Source organism: Thermoanaerobacter sp. YS13 (assembly GCF_000806225.2).
Lineage (GTDB): Bacteria > Bacillota > Thermoanaerobacteria > Thermoanaerobacterales > Thermoanaerobacteraceae > Thermoanaerobacter > Thermoanaerobacter uzonensis.
The window spans coordinates 844,923-862,210 of the sequence record NZ_JOOI01000001.1 but is presented as its reverse complement, the minus strand read 5'-3'; the positions used below and the strand labels follow the sequence as shown (position 1 = coordinate 862,210).

The following is a 17,288-nucleotide window of genomic DNA, read 5'->3' as shown; positions in this document are numbered from 1 at the left end:
TTATGCAGCAATTGTACAATGAGAGAATAAATGAAAAAATGCTTTTACAAGAATTGGATAATGGCCTAAAGGTGTATATAATGCCGAAAAGAGGTTATACAAAACAGTTTGCAATATTTGCTACCCATTTTGGTTCTAATGACAGTAAATTTATTGCTCCAGGGGATACTGATGTAACTGAGGTACCTGATGGGGTTGCACATTTTTTGGAACACAAAATGTTCGAAGAGGAAGAAGGTAGTATTTTTGAGCAGTTTTCAAAATTAGGGGCTTCAGCTAACGCTTATACTAATTTTACTACAACTGCTTATTTATTTGGATGCACTGAAAACTTCTACAAAAATTTGAAACTTTTGGTAAAGTTTGTACAACATCCTTATTTTACAGATGAAAATGTGGAAAAAGAAAAGGGAATAATAGCTCAAGAAATAAGGATGTATCAAGATGACCCCAATTGGAGAGTTTATTTTAACGCATTAGAGGCTCTTTATCATGTACATCCAGTTAGAAAGGACATAGCTGGCACGATTGAATCAATTTCTCAAATAAATAAAGAAATTTTATATAAGTGTTATTACACATTTTATCATCCTGAAAATATGGTATTGTTTGCGGTAGGAGACATTGATATAGATAAAACTCTTGACATTATAAAAGAAAATATGAGGCAGGATAAAAAACAGGGAGAAATAGAAAGGATATATCCTAAAGAGCCTTCAAGCGTTTATAAAAAAGAAGTGGTACAAGATATGCAAGTATCCATTCCTCTTTTTAATCTAGGTTTTAAAGATACAGATGTGGGTTTTGGGGGAAAGAAATTATTAAAGAAAAATTTAGAGATACAAATAGGTTTGGAAATGGCATTAGGCAGAAGTTCGGACTTGTATGAGAGGCTTTACAATGAAGGGCTTATTGACAGTACTTTTAGCTTTGATTACGGCGGAGAGATAGATTACGGTTATTCTATAATAGGAGGTCAATCTAAAGATCCTTTTAAAGTGAGAGATATCATTTTAAATGCAATAAATAATCTACAATTTTTAAAGGAAGAAGATTTTGAGAGAATAAAGAAAAAATATATAGGAAAATTTTTAAGAACCTTTAATTCAGTCGATAGCATAGCTTACAGTTTTATAAACTTTTATATGAAAGAAATAAATTTACTGGATTATTTAGATGTGCTTTATAGTATAATCTTTGAAGATGTTAGGGAAAGATTTCAAAATCATCTGAGAGAAGAGAATAGTGTACTTTCCGTTGTGAATCCTATTAAAAAATAAATATATTATTTTAAAAAAATGTATTATTCTTACTTTCATCAGGCGCAAAGCCTGTTTTTTTATTTTTTTATAAAAATTTAGCAGGATTTTTTAAATTTATATAGAATAACATATTAAGTGGTGTAATGTGGTGGTAAGTGGGAGAATGTGAAATGAAAGTTTGGTGTTTTGTATGTTGATGGGCCAATACGAACACACAATTGATGCAAAGGGAAGAGTCATAATTCCCGCAAAATTCAGAGAAGAGCTGGGGGAAAAGTTTGTATTGACTAAAGGTTTGGACAATTGTTTATTTGTATATTCCTTAGAGGAGTGGAAAAATATTGAGGCCAAACTTAAAACTTTGCCACTTACCAAAAAAGACGCAAGAGCATTTACGAGATTTTTCTTAGCTGGAGCTGTGGAATGTGAAATTGATAAACAGGGAAGAATACTTATACCTGGTAATTTAAGAGAGCATGCCAAAATAGAAAAGGATGTTATATTCATTGGAGTTTCTACAAGGGTTGAGATTTGGAGTAAAGAGGTTTGGGAAGAGTATTCTAATAATACAGATGTTTCTTTTGAAGAGATTGCCGAGCATCTTGACGACTTAGATATATAGGTGTGATAAAGAATGGAATATAGCCATAAAAGTGTTTTGCTTAAGGAGACAATTGAATATTTAAATATAAAACCAGAGGGAATATATGTAGATGGTACTTTAGGTGGTGGAGGTCATTCTGAAGAAATATTAAAAAGGCTTACCACAGGGAAATTAATTGCGATAGATAGAGATTTGGATGCGATAAAGGCTAGCAAAGAAAGGCTTAAAAACTATGAAAATGTAAAGTACATAAATGATAATTTTAAAAATATAAAAGAGATACTTAAAAATTTGGATATTGACAAAGTTGATGGCATACTTTTGGATCTGGGGGTATCTTCTTATCAATTAGAAGAAATTGAACGAGGTTTTTCTTATATGAAAGATGCTCCACTGGATATGAGAATGGACAAAAATTCACCTTTTTCTGCCTATGACGTGGTGAACAAGTATTCACAGCAAGAATTAGAAAAAGTTATAGGAGAATATGGTGAAGAGAAATGGGCATCACGTATTGCTAAATTTATTGTAAAAGAAAGAGAAAAAGGAGAAATAAAAACTACTTTCCAGTTGGTAGAGATTATAAAAAACGCTATTCCTGCCTCTGCCAGGAGGGAAGGACCACATCCAGCCAAAAGAACATTTCAAGCCATACGGATAGAAGTTAATCAAGAACTTAAAGGTTTAGATAAGACGATTGAGGATATGGTAGAGGTATTACGGGGGAAAGGGCGCATTGCGATAATCACATTTCACTCTTTGGAAGATAGAATTGTGAAGAATACTTTTAAAAAATTAGAAAATCCCTGCACTTGTCCACCTAATATGCCATGTACTTGTGGCAAAAAACCAGTAGTGAGAATTATAACAAAAAAACCGGTACTACCTTCCAAAGAGGAAATAGAAACAAATTCCAGGTCCCGCAGTGCAAAACTTAGGGTTGCAGAAAAACTGTAAGTTCTAAAAGAAATGGAGGTAGAATAAATTGATAGTAGCACAAAGAGAATATAATTACGAATATCCCCCATATACCTCAGAAAAGAAAGAGCAAATAAGGAAAACTAAAAAAAACAAGAAGTTAAAGAATTTACTTTTGGTAGTTTTTATAAGTTCTCTAAGCATTTTGATACTTTACAGGTATACTGTAATTTATCAAAGGTCAATTGCTTTAGACAAAATGGAAAAGCGAGTACAATATACAGAAAATTTAAATCAACAATTAAAAGCCCAAATTGCTTCTTTAACTAATCCTGCTCGAATTGAAGAAATTGCAAAAGAAAAATTAGGAATGCAATTGCCAGAAGAAAATCAGATAGTTTACGTAAAAGTAGGAGAAAAACCTAAAGTAGCTGAAGAGAAAAAATGTGAAGAAAAATCACAAGAGAAAAGTAACTTTTTTATGAGGATATTGGGGGTGTTGAATAGATAGGGGGGATAATAGATATATCCAACCATATCTGTAAAGAGAAGAATTCTTTTTTTACTTTTTTTATCCTCTATAGTTGTTTTTGGACTTATACTCAGACTTTTTTGGATACAGGTGGTAAAAAGTGAAGATTATCAAAAGATGGCACTTCCCCAATGGACTTTAGACGTATCTGTTAGCGGCAAAAGGGGAAATATATTTGATAGAAATGGCAAAGTATTAGCAGAAAATATAAGTGTAAATAAGATAAGTGTTATCCCTAAAGAAATACCTGTTTCTCAAAGAGAAGCAGTGGCTGAAGCTTTAGCCCAAATATTAAATTTAGATAAAGAGAAAGTTCTTCAAAAGATTTCTAATAAAAACTTACAAGAAGTGTTAATTGCTAAACAAGTTGATGACGAAAAGGCAGCAGGGATAAGAAAGCTTAATATAAATGGAATAATAATTTCAGAGGACATGAAAAGATTTTATCCAAATAATACTCTTGCATCTCATGTTTTGGGCTTTACTGGAATTGACAATCAGGGCTTAGATGGTATTGAATTAGCATTTGACAACTTTTTAAGAGGTATTCCAGGAAGAATTACTACTCCAATGGATGCTATAGGTAGAAAGATGGAGGTGGGAGAGGAAGAATATTTTGAACCTCTGACGGGTTATAATGTAGTGCTTACAATAGATGAGACTATTCAGCATTTTACAGAAAAGGCTCTTAACCAAGCGATGGTTCATTCTAGGCCTTCAAAGGGAGCGGTAGCTATTGTTATGGACCCCAAAACAGGGGAAATATTGGCTTTGGCTAATAGACCAAATTTTAATCCTAATAATCCTTTTGAAGGACCGCAGGAGGAATGGTATAAAGCTTGGCGAAATAAAGCTATTTCTGATTCTTATGAACCTGGTTCTGTTTTTAAGACAATTACTGCTTCTGCAGCTCTAGAAGAAAAACTTGTAGGTCTTAATGAACAGTTTTATTGTCCGGGCTATACCACAGTTGCTGGACATAGAATAAATTGCTGGGCTACTCATGGCAGTGAAAATTTTGTTCAAGGTGTTCAAAATTCCTGCAACGTAGTTTTTGTGACGTTAGGACAAAGGTTAGGAGTAGAAAAACTCTATAAATACATACATGATTTTGGATTTGGACAAAGGACAGGAATATTTCTTCCTGGTGAAGCTCCAGGTCTTGTATTGGCAGAAAGTAGTGTTGGGCCTGTTGAGTTAGCCACTAATTCTTTTGGGCAAGGTATTGCTGTGACGCCTCTTCAGATGATTACTGCTGTCTCTGCAATAGCCAATGGAGGGAAATTGATGCAACCTATAATTGTGAAATCAATTGTAGATCCAAATGGAAAAGTAGTGAAGGAATTTAAACCAAAAGTAGTGAGACAGGTCATTTCTGAAGAGACCTCTTCTACAATGAGAGAAATACTAAAAAGTGTAGTATCAGAGGGAACGGGAAAAGCAGGATATATTGAAGGATTTGATGTAGCTGGCAAGACTGGTACTACAGAAAAATATATGCCAGGAAAATATGTGGCATCTTTTATAGGTTTTGCACCAGCAGAGGATCCAAAAGTTATTGTGTTGGTGGTAATAGATGAGCCTAATAATCCGGAAACCCATTTTGGAAGCCAATTGGCTGCCCCTGTAGTAAAGAGCATTTTAGAAGATACCTTAAGATATTTGGAAGTACAGCCAAGAGGAATAGAAAAACCTGCATCGGTTATGGTACCGGATGTGAGAAATATGAAACTTTACGAAGCAGAAAACATTATTTTGTCGAATAAGCTTAATTTTATAATAGAAGGAAATGGAGATACCGTTTTTGACCAAATGCCTAAACCAGGAGCAATTGTAGAAGAAAACACACAAGTTATTTTGTACTTAAATGCTGAAAAAATACAAGAAGTAGTAATTCCTGATTTAACTGGTAAGAGTGTAAAAGAAGCTACAGAAATTCTAAATTCTTTAGGACTTAAAATAAGAATAAAAGGCAGTGGTTTTGCTGTATATCAAAGTCCGAAAGAAGGTACGATTTTGAAAAAAGGTGAAACTGTAGAAGTGGAGTTTAGGCCTAAGGAAAATTAAACTTCCTCTATGCAAAATCTATAATTGTGCTATACTATTTAGTGGTGGTATGCCTTTTAGATATTTTTGTGAGGAGGCCTAACATGAAACTTATAGATATTTTAAAAAGTGTTAAGTGCGAGATAAAAGGAGATCCTAATATAGACATCAGTGGGGTGTGTTACGATTCCCGTAAAGCCAAAAAGAAATATTTATTTATTGCTATAAAAGGGTTTAAAACCGATGGTATTTTATATGTGAAAGAGGCTATTAAAAATGGGGCAGTTGCTGTTGTTACAGATAGAGAAATAAAAGAGTATCCTGGTATTACAACAGTATTAGTAGAAGATGCTCGAGTTGCCATGGCAAAAATAGCTTCTAATTTTTACAATAACCCCACCAGCAAACTTACTTTAATTGGTGTGACAGGAACAAATGGCAAAACCTCTGTTACTTATATGCTAAAAGCGATTTTAGAAAGGCAAAATAATAAAGTGGGATTAGTAGGGACTATACAAAATATGATAGGGGATGAAGTGATACCTTCTATACATACCACACCTGAATCATTGGATTTGCAGGAGCTTTTTAGCATTATGGTGAACAAAGGTGTTAAGTATGTGGTTATGGAGGTATCATCTCATTCTTTAGCATTAAATAGAGTAGAGGAATGTGAATTTGATATAGCGGTTTTTACCAACTTATCACAAGACCATTTGGATTTTCACCAGAACATGGAAGAGTATGCTAAGGCAAAGAGTAAGTTATTCAAGATGGCAAAGAGGGCATCGGTCATCAATATAGATGATAAATACTCTTCTATGATGATTGAGAGTTCTAAAGCAAAGGTTTTGACTTATGGTATAAAAGATTTTGCTTATGTTATGGCAAAGGATATTAGGAATAGTCTAAGCGGTGTAAAGTTTAAAGTTCAGATTGAAGATAAAAAAGAAGAGATTTTTTTGAAAATTCCTGGAATTTTCAGCGTCTACAATGCTTTAGCTGCCATTACAGTGGCTGATTTTCTTGGTATTTCTTTGCGAAGTGTGAGAGAGGCTTTAAGTCAGGTTACAGTAAAAGGTCGATTTGAACTGGTGGAGACAGGAAAAGACTTTTATGTAATTATAGATTATGCACATACTCCTGACGGAATACAGAATATAATGGAGGCATTGAAGGAGTATAAAACCGGAAGAAAAATACTTCTTTTTGGTGCTGGAGGAGATAGGGATAAAACTAAAAGACCTTTAATGGGAGAAGTTGCAGGGAAATATGCAGATTTTTGCATTTTGACTTCAGATAATCCCCGTTCAGAAGATTCAAGAGAAATAATTTCACAAATTGAGGAAGGTATAAAAAAGACTGATTGTCCTTATGTTGTAATAGAAAATAGAAAAGAAGCGATAAGGTATGCTCTAACTAATGCTCAAAAAGATGATGTAATAATACTTGCAGGCAAAGGTCACGAAACTTATCAAATTATAGGAAATGAGGTTATTCCTTTTGATGAGAGAGAAATAGTTAAAGAAATTTTGTCTGAAGGCGGTAATAAATAATGGAACTTTTAATAGATGAAATTGTAAGGGCTACTGAGGGAAAATTTATAAAAGGAAGTTTAAAGGATAAAGTAATAGGAATTTCAACTGATTCGAGAAAAGTCAAAAAAGATGAATTATTTATCCCTTTGAAAGGGGAAAAATACGATGGAGAAGATTTCGTAAAAGATGCAATAGACAAAGGGGCTATTGCAGTTATTACTGCGAGGTTGGATAATGTAGAGTGTTTGAAAGATTTTTCAGTTGATGTCATTTACGTTAATGAAACTTTAGAAGCTTTGCATAAAATTGCTTCTTATTATAGAAAAAAATTCAATATTCCTTTTATTGCTGTGACAGGTAGCAGTGGAAAAACTACTACGAAAGATATGATTGCACAAATATTGTCTAAAAAGTATAAAGTTTTGAAAACAGAGGGAAATTTTAACAATGAAATTGGCTTGCCATTGACAATTTTTAATTTGGAAGATACTCATCAGATTGCGGTAGTGGAAATGGGAATGAGTGGTTTTGGAGAAATTAAGAAGCTAAAGAATATTGCAGAGCCTCAAGTAGCAGTTTTTACAAATATAGGAGTTGCTCATATCGAAAAATTAGGCTCAAGAGAAAATATATTAAAAGCTAAACTTGAATTAATTGAAAATTTTAAAGAGGAAAATGTGATTGTATTAAATGCAGATGATGATATGCTATCAAAAATTCCTCTGCAGTATTCAAGTAAGTATTACAGATATGGTATAAAAAGTGGAGAAATTAAAGCTTGCGATATAGAAAAAGGAGAAAAAGATATAAAATATACTTTAAAATATAAAAATTTGGCGAAGGGAATAAAGCTTTCAGTACCTGGTATTCACAATGTGTACAATTCTCTTGCTGCAATTTGTGTTGGATTAGAGTTTGGTATCAATGTAGAGGACATGGCAGAGGCTTTAAAAGATTTTCAACCAGGCAAAATGAGGCTTAATATAATAGAAAAAGGTGATATAAAAATTATTGATGATGTATATAATGCTAATCCGGATTCTATGAAAGCAGCTTTAAGCGTATTAAGGGATTTACCTGCTAAGAGAAAAATAGCAGTTTTGGGAGATATGCTGGAATTAGGTGAGTATGCAGTAGAAGCCCACAAAGAAATAGGAAAAGTGGTGGCAGATAGCCATATAGATATTTTGATAACCTCTGGTGATATGTCGAAATATATTGCAGAAGAATCCAAGGTTTGTGGGATGAAAGAGAATACTATTTTTGTTTGTAACACTAATAAAGAGGTTAAGGAAATGTTGAAAGATATTATCAAAGAAGGGGATTCAATTTTAATAAAAGGTTCAAGAGGTATGAAAATGGAACAAATAGTACAATTTTTGCTGGAGAGGGTAAAGTAAAATGTTACAAAAGATAATTTTGGCTACAGTTGTTACTTTTGTGCTAAGCTTGGTGTCTGGTCCTCTTTTTATACCTTATCTTAGAAAATTAAAATTTGGGCAAAAAGTAAGGGAAGATGGGCCTAAAAGCCATTTAAAAAAATCCGGAACCCCTACAATGGGTGGGATAATGTTTATTACAGCCACAGTTATTTCTACTTTAATTTTTTCTCATTGGAACAAATATTTGGCTATTTTGTTAGTAGGTTTTTTGGGATATGGTTTAATAGGATTTGCAGATGATTTTCTAAAGGTTTATTTTAAGAGGCCTTTAGGTTTAAAAGCGAGAGAAAAACTTATTGGACAGTTTTTACTTGCGACAATCATTTCATATTTTGCTCAAAAATATGTGGGAACAGAAGTGATTTTTCCTTTTTTAAAAACTACTATTGACCTTGGCAATTTATATATTCCTTTTATGGTTTTTGTAATAGTTGGAACAGTAAACAGTGTAAACTTGACAGATGGGCTTGATGGATTAGCAGCTGGTGTATCTTTTATTGTTATGGCTTTTTTCACTATGACAGCTTTATTTTTAAATAATATAACTTATGGAGCTTTTAGCGCCTCTTTGACAGGGGGATTGTTGGGGTTTTTGAGGTATAATCGTCATCCTGCGGAAATTTTTATGGGAGATACTGGTTCCCTAGCTATTGGAGGAGCGATAGCTACTGCTGCAGCTTTGACTAAATTGCCTTTGATTTTGCCCTTAATAGGTATTATTTATGTGGCTGAAGCTCTTTCAGTGATTATTCAGGTATTATCTTTTAGATTGTTTGGTAAAAGAGTTTTTAAAATGAGTCCTTTACACCATCATTTTGAACTGTCAGGATGGCAAGAACAAAATGTAGTCTACGCTTTTTGGATTGTTACTCTAATTGCAATGTTTATATCTTTTTATAGTTTAAACTAAGGAGTGCAAATTATGGAACTAAAAGGGAAAAAAATTTTTGTGGCAGGTTTAGGAGTTAGTGGAATAGCTTTATGTAAAGTGTTGGACAGCTTAGAAGCAAAAGTAATAGCTTATGATGAAAAAGAATATGATGTGTTAAAAGAAGATTTAGGAGAAATTAAAAGTTTGTCCATAGATTTTAGGTTTGGTAAATTCAAAAAGGAATTTTTAGAAGGTGTGGATTTGGTTGTTTTAAGTCCAGGTGTTCCTACAGATTCGGATATAGTAAAAACAGCACAGCAAAAGAAAATTGAAGTATGGGGAGAAGTAGAGTTTGCATATAAATTTTCTAAAGCTCCTATTTATGCAATTACAGGTACAAATGGCAAGACAACTACTACTTCTTTATTAGGTGAAATGTTTAAAAATGCGGAAAGAAAGGTATATGTTGCGGGGAATATAGGTTATCCACTTATTTACGCTACTATGGAAGCAACAGAAGGAGATTTTATAGTAGCAGAGATTAGTAGCTTTCAATTAGAGACTGTAAAAGAGTTTAAACCCAAAATAAGCTGTATAATAAATATTACCCCTGATCATTTAAACAGACATAAAACCTTTGAAAATTATAGGGATATAAAAGGAAGAATTTTTGAAAATCAACGCGAAAATGAATATACTGTTCTAAATTTCGATGACCCTATTACTTGGGGTCTAAAAAATAAGGCTAAATGCAGAGTTTTTCCTTTTAGTAGAAAAAGTTCATTAGAAAATGGGGCATATGTAAAAGATGGAAGTATTTATATAGGTGTTAATGGAAATGCTAAAAAAATTATTGACATAGAGGAAATTTATATTCCTGGAGAACACAATTTAGAGAATGCATTGGCTGCTTCTTCAGTAGCATATCTTTCCGGAATTAATGTAGATGTTATTGCAAATACTTTAAAAACTTTTAAAGGTGTAGAACATAGGATTGAGTTTGTTGATGAAATAAATGGTATAAAATTTTACAACGATTCTAAAGGAACTAACCCAGACGCCTCAATTAAAGCGATACAAGCGCTAAAAACCCCTATAGTTTTAATTGCTGGTGGTTATGATAAAGGTAGTGAATTTGATGAGTTTGTAAAAGCCTTTAATGGGAAAGTAAAGAAATTGATTTTGATAGGGCAAACTGCAAAAAAAATCAGAGATACTGCAAAGAAGTATTCTTATCCTGAAAATGACATATTTTTTGCTAGTACTCTGGAAGAAGCTGTTAAAAAAGCTTATGAAAGTGCAAAAGAGGGAGATAGTGTACTTTTGTCACCAGCTTGTGCCAGTTGGGATATGTTTAGGAATTTTGAGGAGAGGGGAAGAATCTTTAAAAAGGCAGTGGCAGAGTTAAGGAGGTAAAATAATGAAAAAAAAGTATCCTGTGGATTACGGCATTTTACTCGTAGTTTTAATATTAGTCTCCATTGGTGTAATTATGGTCTTTAGTGCTAGTTCTGCCAGTGCTGAGTACATGTACAATGACCCTTATTATTTTTTGAAAAGGCAATTGTTATGGGTAATATTAGGTTTTTTTGCTATGGTTTTTATGATGAATTTTGATTACATTATTTTAAAGAAGTTAGCTGGCCCTTTGCTTATTATTTCGATTGGATTGCTTGTTGCAGTCTTAATTCCTGGAATAGGAGTTGAAAGATATAATGCAACCAGATGGATAGGAGTTGGAAGCTTTACAATACAGCCTTCTGAAGTGGCAAAATATGCTCTTATTATATACTTTGCAAAATATTTTGACAAACATCCTGATTATGCAAAAAGTTTCAAAAAAGGAGTTATGCCTGTTTTAGGATTGGCAGGATTGTTTTTTGGCCTTATAATGTTACAGCCTAATTTTAGTACAGCTGGTATTATATTCATTGTGGCTGTAATAATTCTCTTTGTAGCAGGTGCTAAATTATCTTTTATGGGAGCTTTATTTGGAGCAGGAATTGGGGCAGCAGTTGTTGTTTTTTCATCTTTTAAGTATATACGGGAAAGGGTATTTACATTTTTAAATCCATGGCAAGATATTCAAAAATCTGGGTATCAAATTGTACAATCCCTTTATGCTTTAGGCTCTGGAGGATTATTCGGAGTAGGACTTGGAGAAAGCAGGCAAAAACTTATGTATCTGCCTATGCCTCACAATGATTTTATATTCGCCATAATTGGAGAAGAATTAGGACTTGTGGGTACAGTTACTATACTTTTGATGTTTTTATACCTTATTTTGCGAGGTTTGAGAGTGGCAGCAAAAGCTCCGGATATGTTTGGATGTATTTTAGCAACAGGAATTACAACTCTTATAGGAATACAAATACTTATAAATGTTGCGGTTGTAACTTCTTCTATGCCACCTACAGGAGTATCTCTTCCTTTTATAAGTTATGGAGGTACTTCTACTGTTATTATGATGGCAGGAGTAGGAATACTATTAAATATTTCACGATATGCAAATTTAGATAGGAGTTGATGGACAATTGAAATATTTGTTTGCTGGTGGAGGTACTGGAGGGCATATTTATCCTGCCATAGCCATTGCTAGGGAAATATTAAAAAATGAAAAAGATGCTCAAATTTTATTTGTAGGTACGAAAAAAGGTTTAGAAAATGAGTTAGTACCAAGAGAAGGCTTTGAATTCAAGACAATTACTGTGCAGGGATTTAAAAGAAAATTATCGTTGGATACCTTAAAAACTATTTATAAAGCGGTGGTGGGGCTTAAGGACGCAAATGATATTTTAAAAGAATTCAAACCGGATGTGGTAATTGGAACAGGGGGATATGTTTGCGGTCCTGTTTTAATGATGGCGGCTTTAAAAGGGATACCTACTTTGATTCATGAACAAAATGCTTTTCCAGGCTTTACAAATAAGGTACTATCACGGTTTGTGAAGGTAGTAGCAGTAAGCTTTGAAGAATCAGTTGAATATTTTAAGAATAAAGGAAAAGTTGTAGTAACAGGTAATCCAATTAGGAAAGAACTGTTAGAAATTACCAAAGAAGAAGGTTTAAAAAATTTGGGTTTTTATCCTGATAATCCTTTAATAGTATCAGTTGGAGGGAGCAGAGGGGCAGAGAAAATCAATTCTACAATGGTAGAGTTTTTAAAATTGAAAGATAAAAACTTGCAAGTTTTAATAATTACAGGAACTAATCAATATGAAAAAGTGTTAGAAAATGTTAAAATTGAAACTATAGATATAGATGAAACAGTTAAAATAATTCCTTATTGTCACAATATGCAGGATGTATATGCTGCTGCAGATATTATAATCTGTAGGGCGGGGGCTATTACTTTGTCAGAAATCACTGCAAAAGGTGTTGCTTCAATCTTGATTCCTTCTCCTTATGTTGTTAATAATCACCAAGAGTATAACGCCCGGGTGTTAGAAAAAGCCGAAGCTTCTTATGTTATATTAGAAAAGGATTTGACAGCAGAAGAATTGTACAAAAAAATTAAATATCTTTTGGATAATCCTCAAGTACTTTCGAAAATGAGAGATAATGCACGAAAAATTTCTAAAATTGATGCTGCTGAGAAGATATACAAGCTTATAAAAAGTATAACTTAATACCTTATGTAACACCCCATCCTATTTATGCATAGTATATGTTGTAAGCTGTATTAAATTTAGGGGTGATAAGATGGGGAAATTTAAAATTAATGGAGGGAACAGGCTATATGGTGAGTTAAAGGTAAATGGCGCTAAAAATTCTGTTTTACCCATCCTTGCAGCATCAATTTTAAATGAAGGAATTTCTGTAATACATGATTGTCCTAAATTAAAAGATGTTTATTCAATGATAGAAATTTTAGAACATTTAGGATGTAAGATAACTTTTAAGGGCAGAGACATTATTATAGATGCAAGGTATGTGAAAGATAGTGAAATACCTGATAGCTTAATGAGAACCATGAGGTCATCTATATTTTTGATGGGGGCTTTAATATCAAGAAATACAAAAGCTTTGATGAGCTTCCCGGGAGGTTGTGATATAGGACACAGACCTATAGATCTACATCTTAAAGGTCTGAGAAAATTAGGAGTTAAAGTTGAAGAATCTTATGGATATATTAAATGTGAAGGTGAGAAGGTAAGAGGAAATGAAATTCACTTAGACCTTCCTAGTGTAGGAGCTACAGAAAATATTATGTTGGCGGGAGTTTTTGCAGAAGGTATTACCATCATTAGAAATGCGGCAAAAGAACCTGAAATAGAAGACTTGCAGAATTTTTTAAACTCTATGGGGGCTAAAATATCAGGAGCTGGTACCAACACGATTATCATAGAAGGAGTAAAAAGATTGCATGATACGGAATATACTATAATTCCAGATAGAATTGTTGCGGGTACTTATCTTTGTGCTGCGGTGATGACACGAGGAGAATTAACAGTAGTAAATGCTTTAAAAGAACATTTAGAACCATTGCTGTCAAAATTGAGAGAGACAGGATGTAAAATACAAACTGGGAATGATTATATAAAAATTATGTGCGATAAACGTCCCAAAGCAGTAGATATGATTATTACATTGCCATACCCTGGCTTTCCCACAGATTTACAGCCACAAATGGCTTCGGTTTTGTCTGTAGCAGAGGGAACATCTATTATTACAGAGACAATATTTGATAATAGATTTAAATACACGGAAGAACTTATACGAATGGGAGCAGATATAAAAGTGGAAGGAAGAGTAGCGGTAATACGTGGCGTTGAGAAGTTAATGGGTGCAAAAGTAGTAGCAAGAGATTTAAGGGGAGGAGCTGCTTTGATTATTGCAGGTTTGGGGGCAAAAGGTACAACAATAGTAGAAGAAGCAGAACACATTGATAGAGGATATGAATCAATCGAAAAGGCTTTGAAAAGTGTGGGAGGGGATATTGTAAGAATAATGTAAAACAGCGTCATGCTGTTTTACATATGCAAAAGAAAAGTACAAGCAGGGGATGGTTTAATGGTTAAAAGTGCTTTTAAAAAGAGGTTTTTAATATTTATGTTTGCGACCTTGATATTTATAGTTTTGATTTACCTTTTTATGTTTCATTCAAATTATTTTGAGATTAAAACTATAAAAGTTGTAGGCAATCGAATTTTATCTTATAATGATATTAAAGAGCTAGCTATGATTGATTATGGAATGAATATTTTTAAAGTTAATCCTAAAAAAATAGAAAGTAATTTACTTGCTAACCCCTATATAAGGGAAAGCAAAATAAAAATTCAATATCCTTCTACTGTAGAAATATTTATAAAAGAAAGGCGAATAGTTGCACAGGTCAAATATCAAAATGACTATTTAATGATAGATAAAGAAGGAGTAGTAATAAAAAAGGAAAATTATAACCCTGAACTTCCTGTTATAGAAGGAATAAAAGTTGAGAAATATCAGATTGGTAAAAAGTTGAATGATATTTTTGAAAAAAGTTATTTGGGAACGCTTTTAGAACTCATAGAAGGTACAGATTTTTATACTGTTATAAAATATGAGAATGAAAGACAAATTATATTAGTTACAAAAAATGGTATAGAGATATCTTTTGACAATCCTTCGGACGTTAATTATTCTTTCAAATTTGCCGAAATAATATTAAAAGATTTAGCTAAAAGAGGGTATCATAAAGGCACAATTCAAATTATTGGAGACAGCAATCCAGTATTTATGCCATAGAGGATGGGGGTACTTATGAAAAAAAGTATATATATTTCTGTAGTTTTAGTTTCAATAGTATTGGGAATAATGCTTTCTACCCAATTTAAAATAGTAAAAAAAAGTGGTATAGTTACTGTGCAGAGAGCAGAAGAATTGGCAGCTCAATTAAAGGAAATGCAGTCAGAAAAAAATGCTCTTCTAAAGCAGATTAATGATTTAGAAGCAAAAATAAATGCTTATGAAGATTCTGCTTCCAAGAATAGTGTAATTACTAAAACTTTGAAAAATGATGTAGAAAAATATAAAGAATTAGCAGGTCTGACTGACCTTCAAGGTCCAGGAGTAATTGTAACTATAAATGATAGCAAACAAGCAGTTCCTCCAGGACAGGACCCTAACTTATTTTTGGTCCACGATGAGGACTTATTGCGGGTTGTAAATGAGCTAAGAGCGGCAGGAGCAGAGGCTATATCTTTAAATGACCAAAGATTAATTGCTACTTCAGAAATTAGGTGTGTTGGTCCTACAGTAAATGTAAATTCTGTCCGTTTTTCTGCGCCGTATGTTATAAAAGCTATTGGAGATCCGGATACCTTAGAGGCTGCACTTAAGTTAAAGGGTGGAGTAGTAGATACTTTATCTACGTGGGGGATAGAGGTAAATATCAAAAAATCAGACAATATATTGATTAAAAAATATGACGGAGTGATAAAGTTTAAATATGCAAAACCTTTAGTTGAAGGAGAGAACAAGTAATGGCTTATATTATAATAGTTAGTTTATTAATAGGAATAATAATAGGTTTTATTTTGCCAATTAATATCCCCAGCACTTATGTTTCTTATTTATCTGTTGCTATTCTTGCAGCATTGGACTCAGTTTTTGGTGGTATTAGAGCTAGTATTGAAGAGAAGTTTGACAATCTTATTTTTATAACTGGTTTTTTTGGCAATGCGATATTGGCAGGAGGCCTTGCTTATATTGGAGATGTATTAGGAGTTCCCATTTATCTTGCGGCAATTTTTGTATTTGGAAGTAGGCTCTTTGTCAATTTTGCATATATAAGGAGATATCTGATAGACAAGATGCGAAGAAGGTAGCAGTCTCCTGAAGGAGGATTTAATAATGGGTAATTTAATAGTTGGTTTAGACATTGGTACATCTAAAGTATGTACAATTATTGGAGAAGGGGATAAAAACGGAGAGCTGCATATTGTTGGGATTGGCTATTATCCTTGTAGTGGGGTAAAAAAAGGAGTTATTGTAGATATAGACGAAACTGCCTATTCTATAAAAAAGTCTGTAGAACAAGCGGAAAGAATGGCCAACCAAAAAGTATCATCTGTGTATTTGAAAATATATGGGGGATTGACGACAATATATAAAAATAATGGAGTAGTAGCAGTATCGAGAGAAGATAGAGAAATAACAAAACAAGATGTGGATAGAGTTTTACAAGCTGCTAAAATTATTGCCATTCCTTCTGATAAAGAAATTATCGATGTTATACCATTAGAATACATTGTGGATGGATATGGGGAAATAAAAGACCCGATTGGAATGGCAGGTATAAGGTTAGAGGTAAATGCAGCTATAGTAACAGGTAGTGTTACCGCTATTCAAAATATGGAAAAGTGTATTAAAAAAGCAGGGTTAGAGGTAGAAGGAATAATCGTAGGACCTTTAGCTACGGGAGAAGCAGTACTTTTAAAAGATGAAAAAGAGTTGGGAGTTGCATTAATTGATGTGGGTGCAGGAGTGACTGATATTTCTGTTTTTAAAGATGGCAAAATTATTTATTCTTCCATGATAGCAGTGGGAGGATGGCATATCACAAACGATTTGTCTGTAGGGTTAAAGATTTCTTTTGAAGAAGCCGAAAATATAAAGAAGAAATATGGAACTTTAGAAAAATTATACCCTGAAAAGCTGGAACCAATTAAAATTGCTAGTTTAGCAGGTAAAACCAAATCAACTACAGATGTAAATGAAATATCTGATATAATAGAAGCGAGGGTTTCTGAACTTTTAATGCTTGTGTATGAGAGATTGGAAGAAGCAAAAGTTCTGGAAGACATTGTTACAAATGTTGTCATAACAGGTGGAGGTATTTCCTTCTTAAAAGGTAACCTAGAGTTAGCACAAAAAATTTTTAATAGAAACATTCGTATTGGCTCTCCGCAAAATATCGGAGTAGCAACTCCTATTTACTCAGCAGGAGTAGGAGTGGTAAAATATGTATATAACAATAAGAGGTTTATGCATAATGTCCAATCAACTGATAAAAAAGAGAAAAAGGGTTCTAAATTAGTTGACAAGCTCAAGGAAATATTTAGCGATTTTTGGGCATAAAAGAGGAGGGTTTT

The 17,288-nt window shown here is 33.1% G+C and carries 16 protein-coding genes; all 16 read left to right on the top strand.

Going from position 1 to position 17,288, the window contains the following annotated elements; genetic code table 11:
* Window positions 1–2 precede the first annotated feature (2 nt).
* The 16 genes from yfmH (at window position 3) to ftsA (ending at window position 17,274) form a co-directional block, all read left to right on the top strand.
* Window positions 3–1,280: an EF-P 5-aminopentanol modification-associated protein YfmH gene (gene yfmH / locus THYS13_RS04455; protein WP_042833333.1), complete on the top strand. Its 1,278-nt coding sequence runs from the start codon at window positions 3–5 to the stop codon at window positions 1,278–1,280.
* 172 nt (window positions 1,281–1,452) lie between these two features.
* The gene (mraZ, locus tag THYS13_RS04450) at window positions 1,453–1,884 is read left to right on the top strand and encodes a division/cell wall cluster transcriptional repressor MraZ (RefSeq protein ID WP_042833332.1); all 432 of its coding nucleotides are present in this window, start codon (window positions 1,453–1,455) and stop codon (window positions 1,882–1,884) included.
* Window positions 1,885–1,896: 12 nt separating this feature from the next.
* The gene (gene rsmH, locus THYS13_RS04445) at window positions 1,897–2,823 is read left to right on the top strand and encodes a 16S rRNA (cytosine(1402)-N(4))-methyltransferase RsmH (protein ID WP_042833331.1); all 927 of its coding nucleotides are present in this window, start codon (window positions 1,897–1,899) and stop codon (window positions 2,821–2,823) included.
* A gap of 28 nt (window positions 2,824–2,851) precedes the next feature.
* Window positions 2,852–3,295: a cell division protein FtsL gene (ftsL, locus tag THYS13_RS04440; RefSeq protein WP_042833330.1), complete on the top strand. Its 444-nt coding sequence runs from the start codon at window positions 2,852–2,854 to the stop codon at window positions 3,293–3,295.
* A gap of 12 nt (window positions 3,296–3,307) precedes the next feature.
* A complete protein-coding gene (locus THYS13_RS04435) occupies window positions 3,308–5,383 on the top strand; it encodes a stage V sporulation protein D (RefSeq protein ID WP_042833329.1) in 2,076 nt (691 codons plus the stop codon).
* Window positions 5,384–5,466: 83 nt separating this feature from the next.
* Window positions 5,467–6,918, top strand: a complete 1,452-nt coding sequence (locus THYS13_RS04430) for a UDP-N-acetylmuramoyl-L-alanyl-D-glutamate--2,6-diaminopimelate ligase (RefSeq protein ID WP_042833328.1) — start codon at window positions 5,467–5,469, stop codon at window positions 6,916–6,918.
* Entirely contained in the window at window positions 6,915–8,300 is a 1,386-nt protein-coding gene (murF, locus tag THYS13_RS04425; RefSeq protein ID WP_052210459.1) for a UDP-N-acetylmuramoyl-tripeptide--D-alanyl-D-alanine ligase, read from the top strand. The genes THYS13_RS04430 and murF overlap by 4 nt, the downstream gene beginning before the upstream one ends.
* Before the next feature lies 1 nt (window position 8,301).
* Complete coding sequence (mraY, locus tag THYS13_RS04420) at window positions 8,302–9,252, top strand: phospho-N-acetylmuramoyl-pentapeptide-transferase (protein ID WP_042833326.1); 951 nt, start codon at window positions 8,302–8,304, stop codon at window positions 9,250–9,252.
* A gap of 12 nt (window positions 9,253–9,264) precedes the next feature.
* Window positions 9,265–10,629: a UDP-N-acetylmuramoyl-L-alanine--D-glutamate ligase gene (gene murD / locus THYS13_RS04415; protein WP_042833325.1), complete on the top strand. Its 1,365-nt coding sequence runs from the start codon at window positions 9,265–9,267 to the stop codon at window positions 10,627–10,629.
* A gap of 4 nt (window positions 10,630–10,633) precedes the next feature.
* A complete protein-coding gene (gene spoVE / locus THYS13_RS04410; RefSeq protein WP_042833324.1) occupies window positions 10,634–11,740 on the top strand; it encodes a stage V sporulation protein E in 1,107 nt (368 codons plus the stop codon).
* Between the two features lie 7 nt (window positions 11,741–11,747).
* Window positions 11,748–12,842 carry an undecaprenyldiphospho-muramoylpentapeptide beta-N-acetylglucosaminyltransferase gene (murG, locus tag THYS13_RS04405; RefSeq protein WP_042833323.1) on the top strand — a complete coding sequence of 365 codons (1,095 nt, stop codon included), beginning with the start codon at window positions 11,748–11,750 and terminating at the stop codon, window positions 12,840–12,842.
* Between the two features lie 73 nt (window positions 12,843–12,915).
* Window positions 12,916–14,169, top strand: a complete 1,254-nt coding sequence (gene murA / locus THYS13_RS04400; protein ID WP_042833322.1) for a UDP-N-acetylglucosamine 1-carboxyvinyltransferase — start codon at window positions 12,916–12,918, stop codon at window positions 14,167–14,169.
* Window positions 14,170–14,226: 57 nt separating this feature from the next.
* Window positions 14,227–14,940: a cell division protein FtsQ/DivIB gene (locus THYS13_RS04395; protein ID WP_042833954.1), complete on the top strand. Its 714-nt coding sequence runs from the start codon at window positions 14,227–14,229 to the stop codon at window positions 14,938–14,940.
* Window positions 14,941–14,955: 15 nt separating this feature from the next.
* Complete coding sequence (locus THYS13_RS04390; protein ID WP_042833321.1) at window positions 14,956–15,678, top strand: DUF881 domain-containing protein; 723 nt, start codon at window positions 14,956–14,958, stop codon at window positions 15,676–15,678.
* The gene (locus THYS13_RS04385; protein ID WP_042833320.1) at window positions 15,678–16,022 is read left to right on the top strand and encodes a small basic family protein; all 345 of its coding nucleotides are present in this window, start codon (window positions 15,678–15,680) and stop codon (window positions 16,020–16,022) included. The genes THYS13_RS04390 and THYS13_RS04385 overlap by 1 nt, the downstream gene beginning before the upstream one ends.
* 25 nt (window positions 16,023–16,047) lie before the next feature.
* Window positions 16,048–17,274, top strand: coding sequence for a cell division protein FtsA (ftsA, locus tag THYS13_RS04380; RefSeq protein ID WP_042833319.1), 1,227 nt, complete (start codon window positions 16,048–16,050; stop codon window positions 17,272–17,274).
* Window positions 17,275–17,288 lie beyond the last annotated feature (14 nt).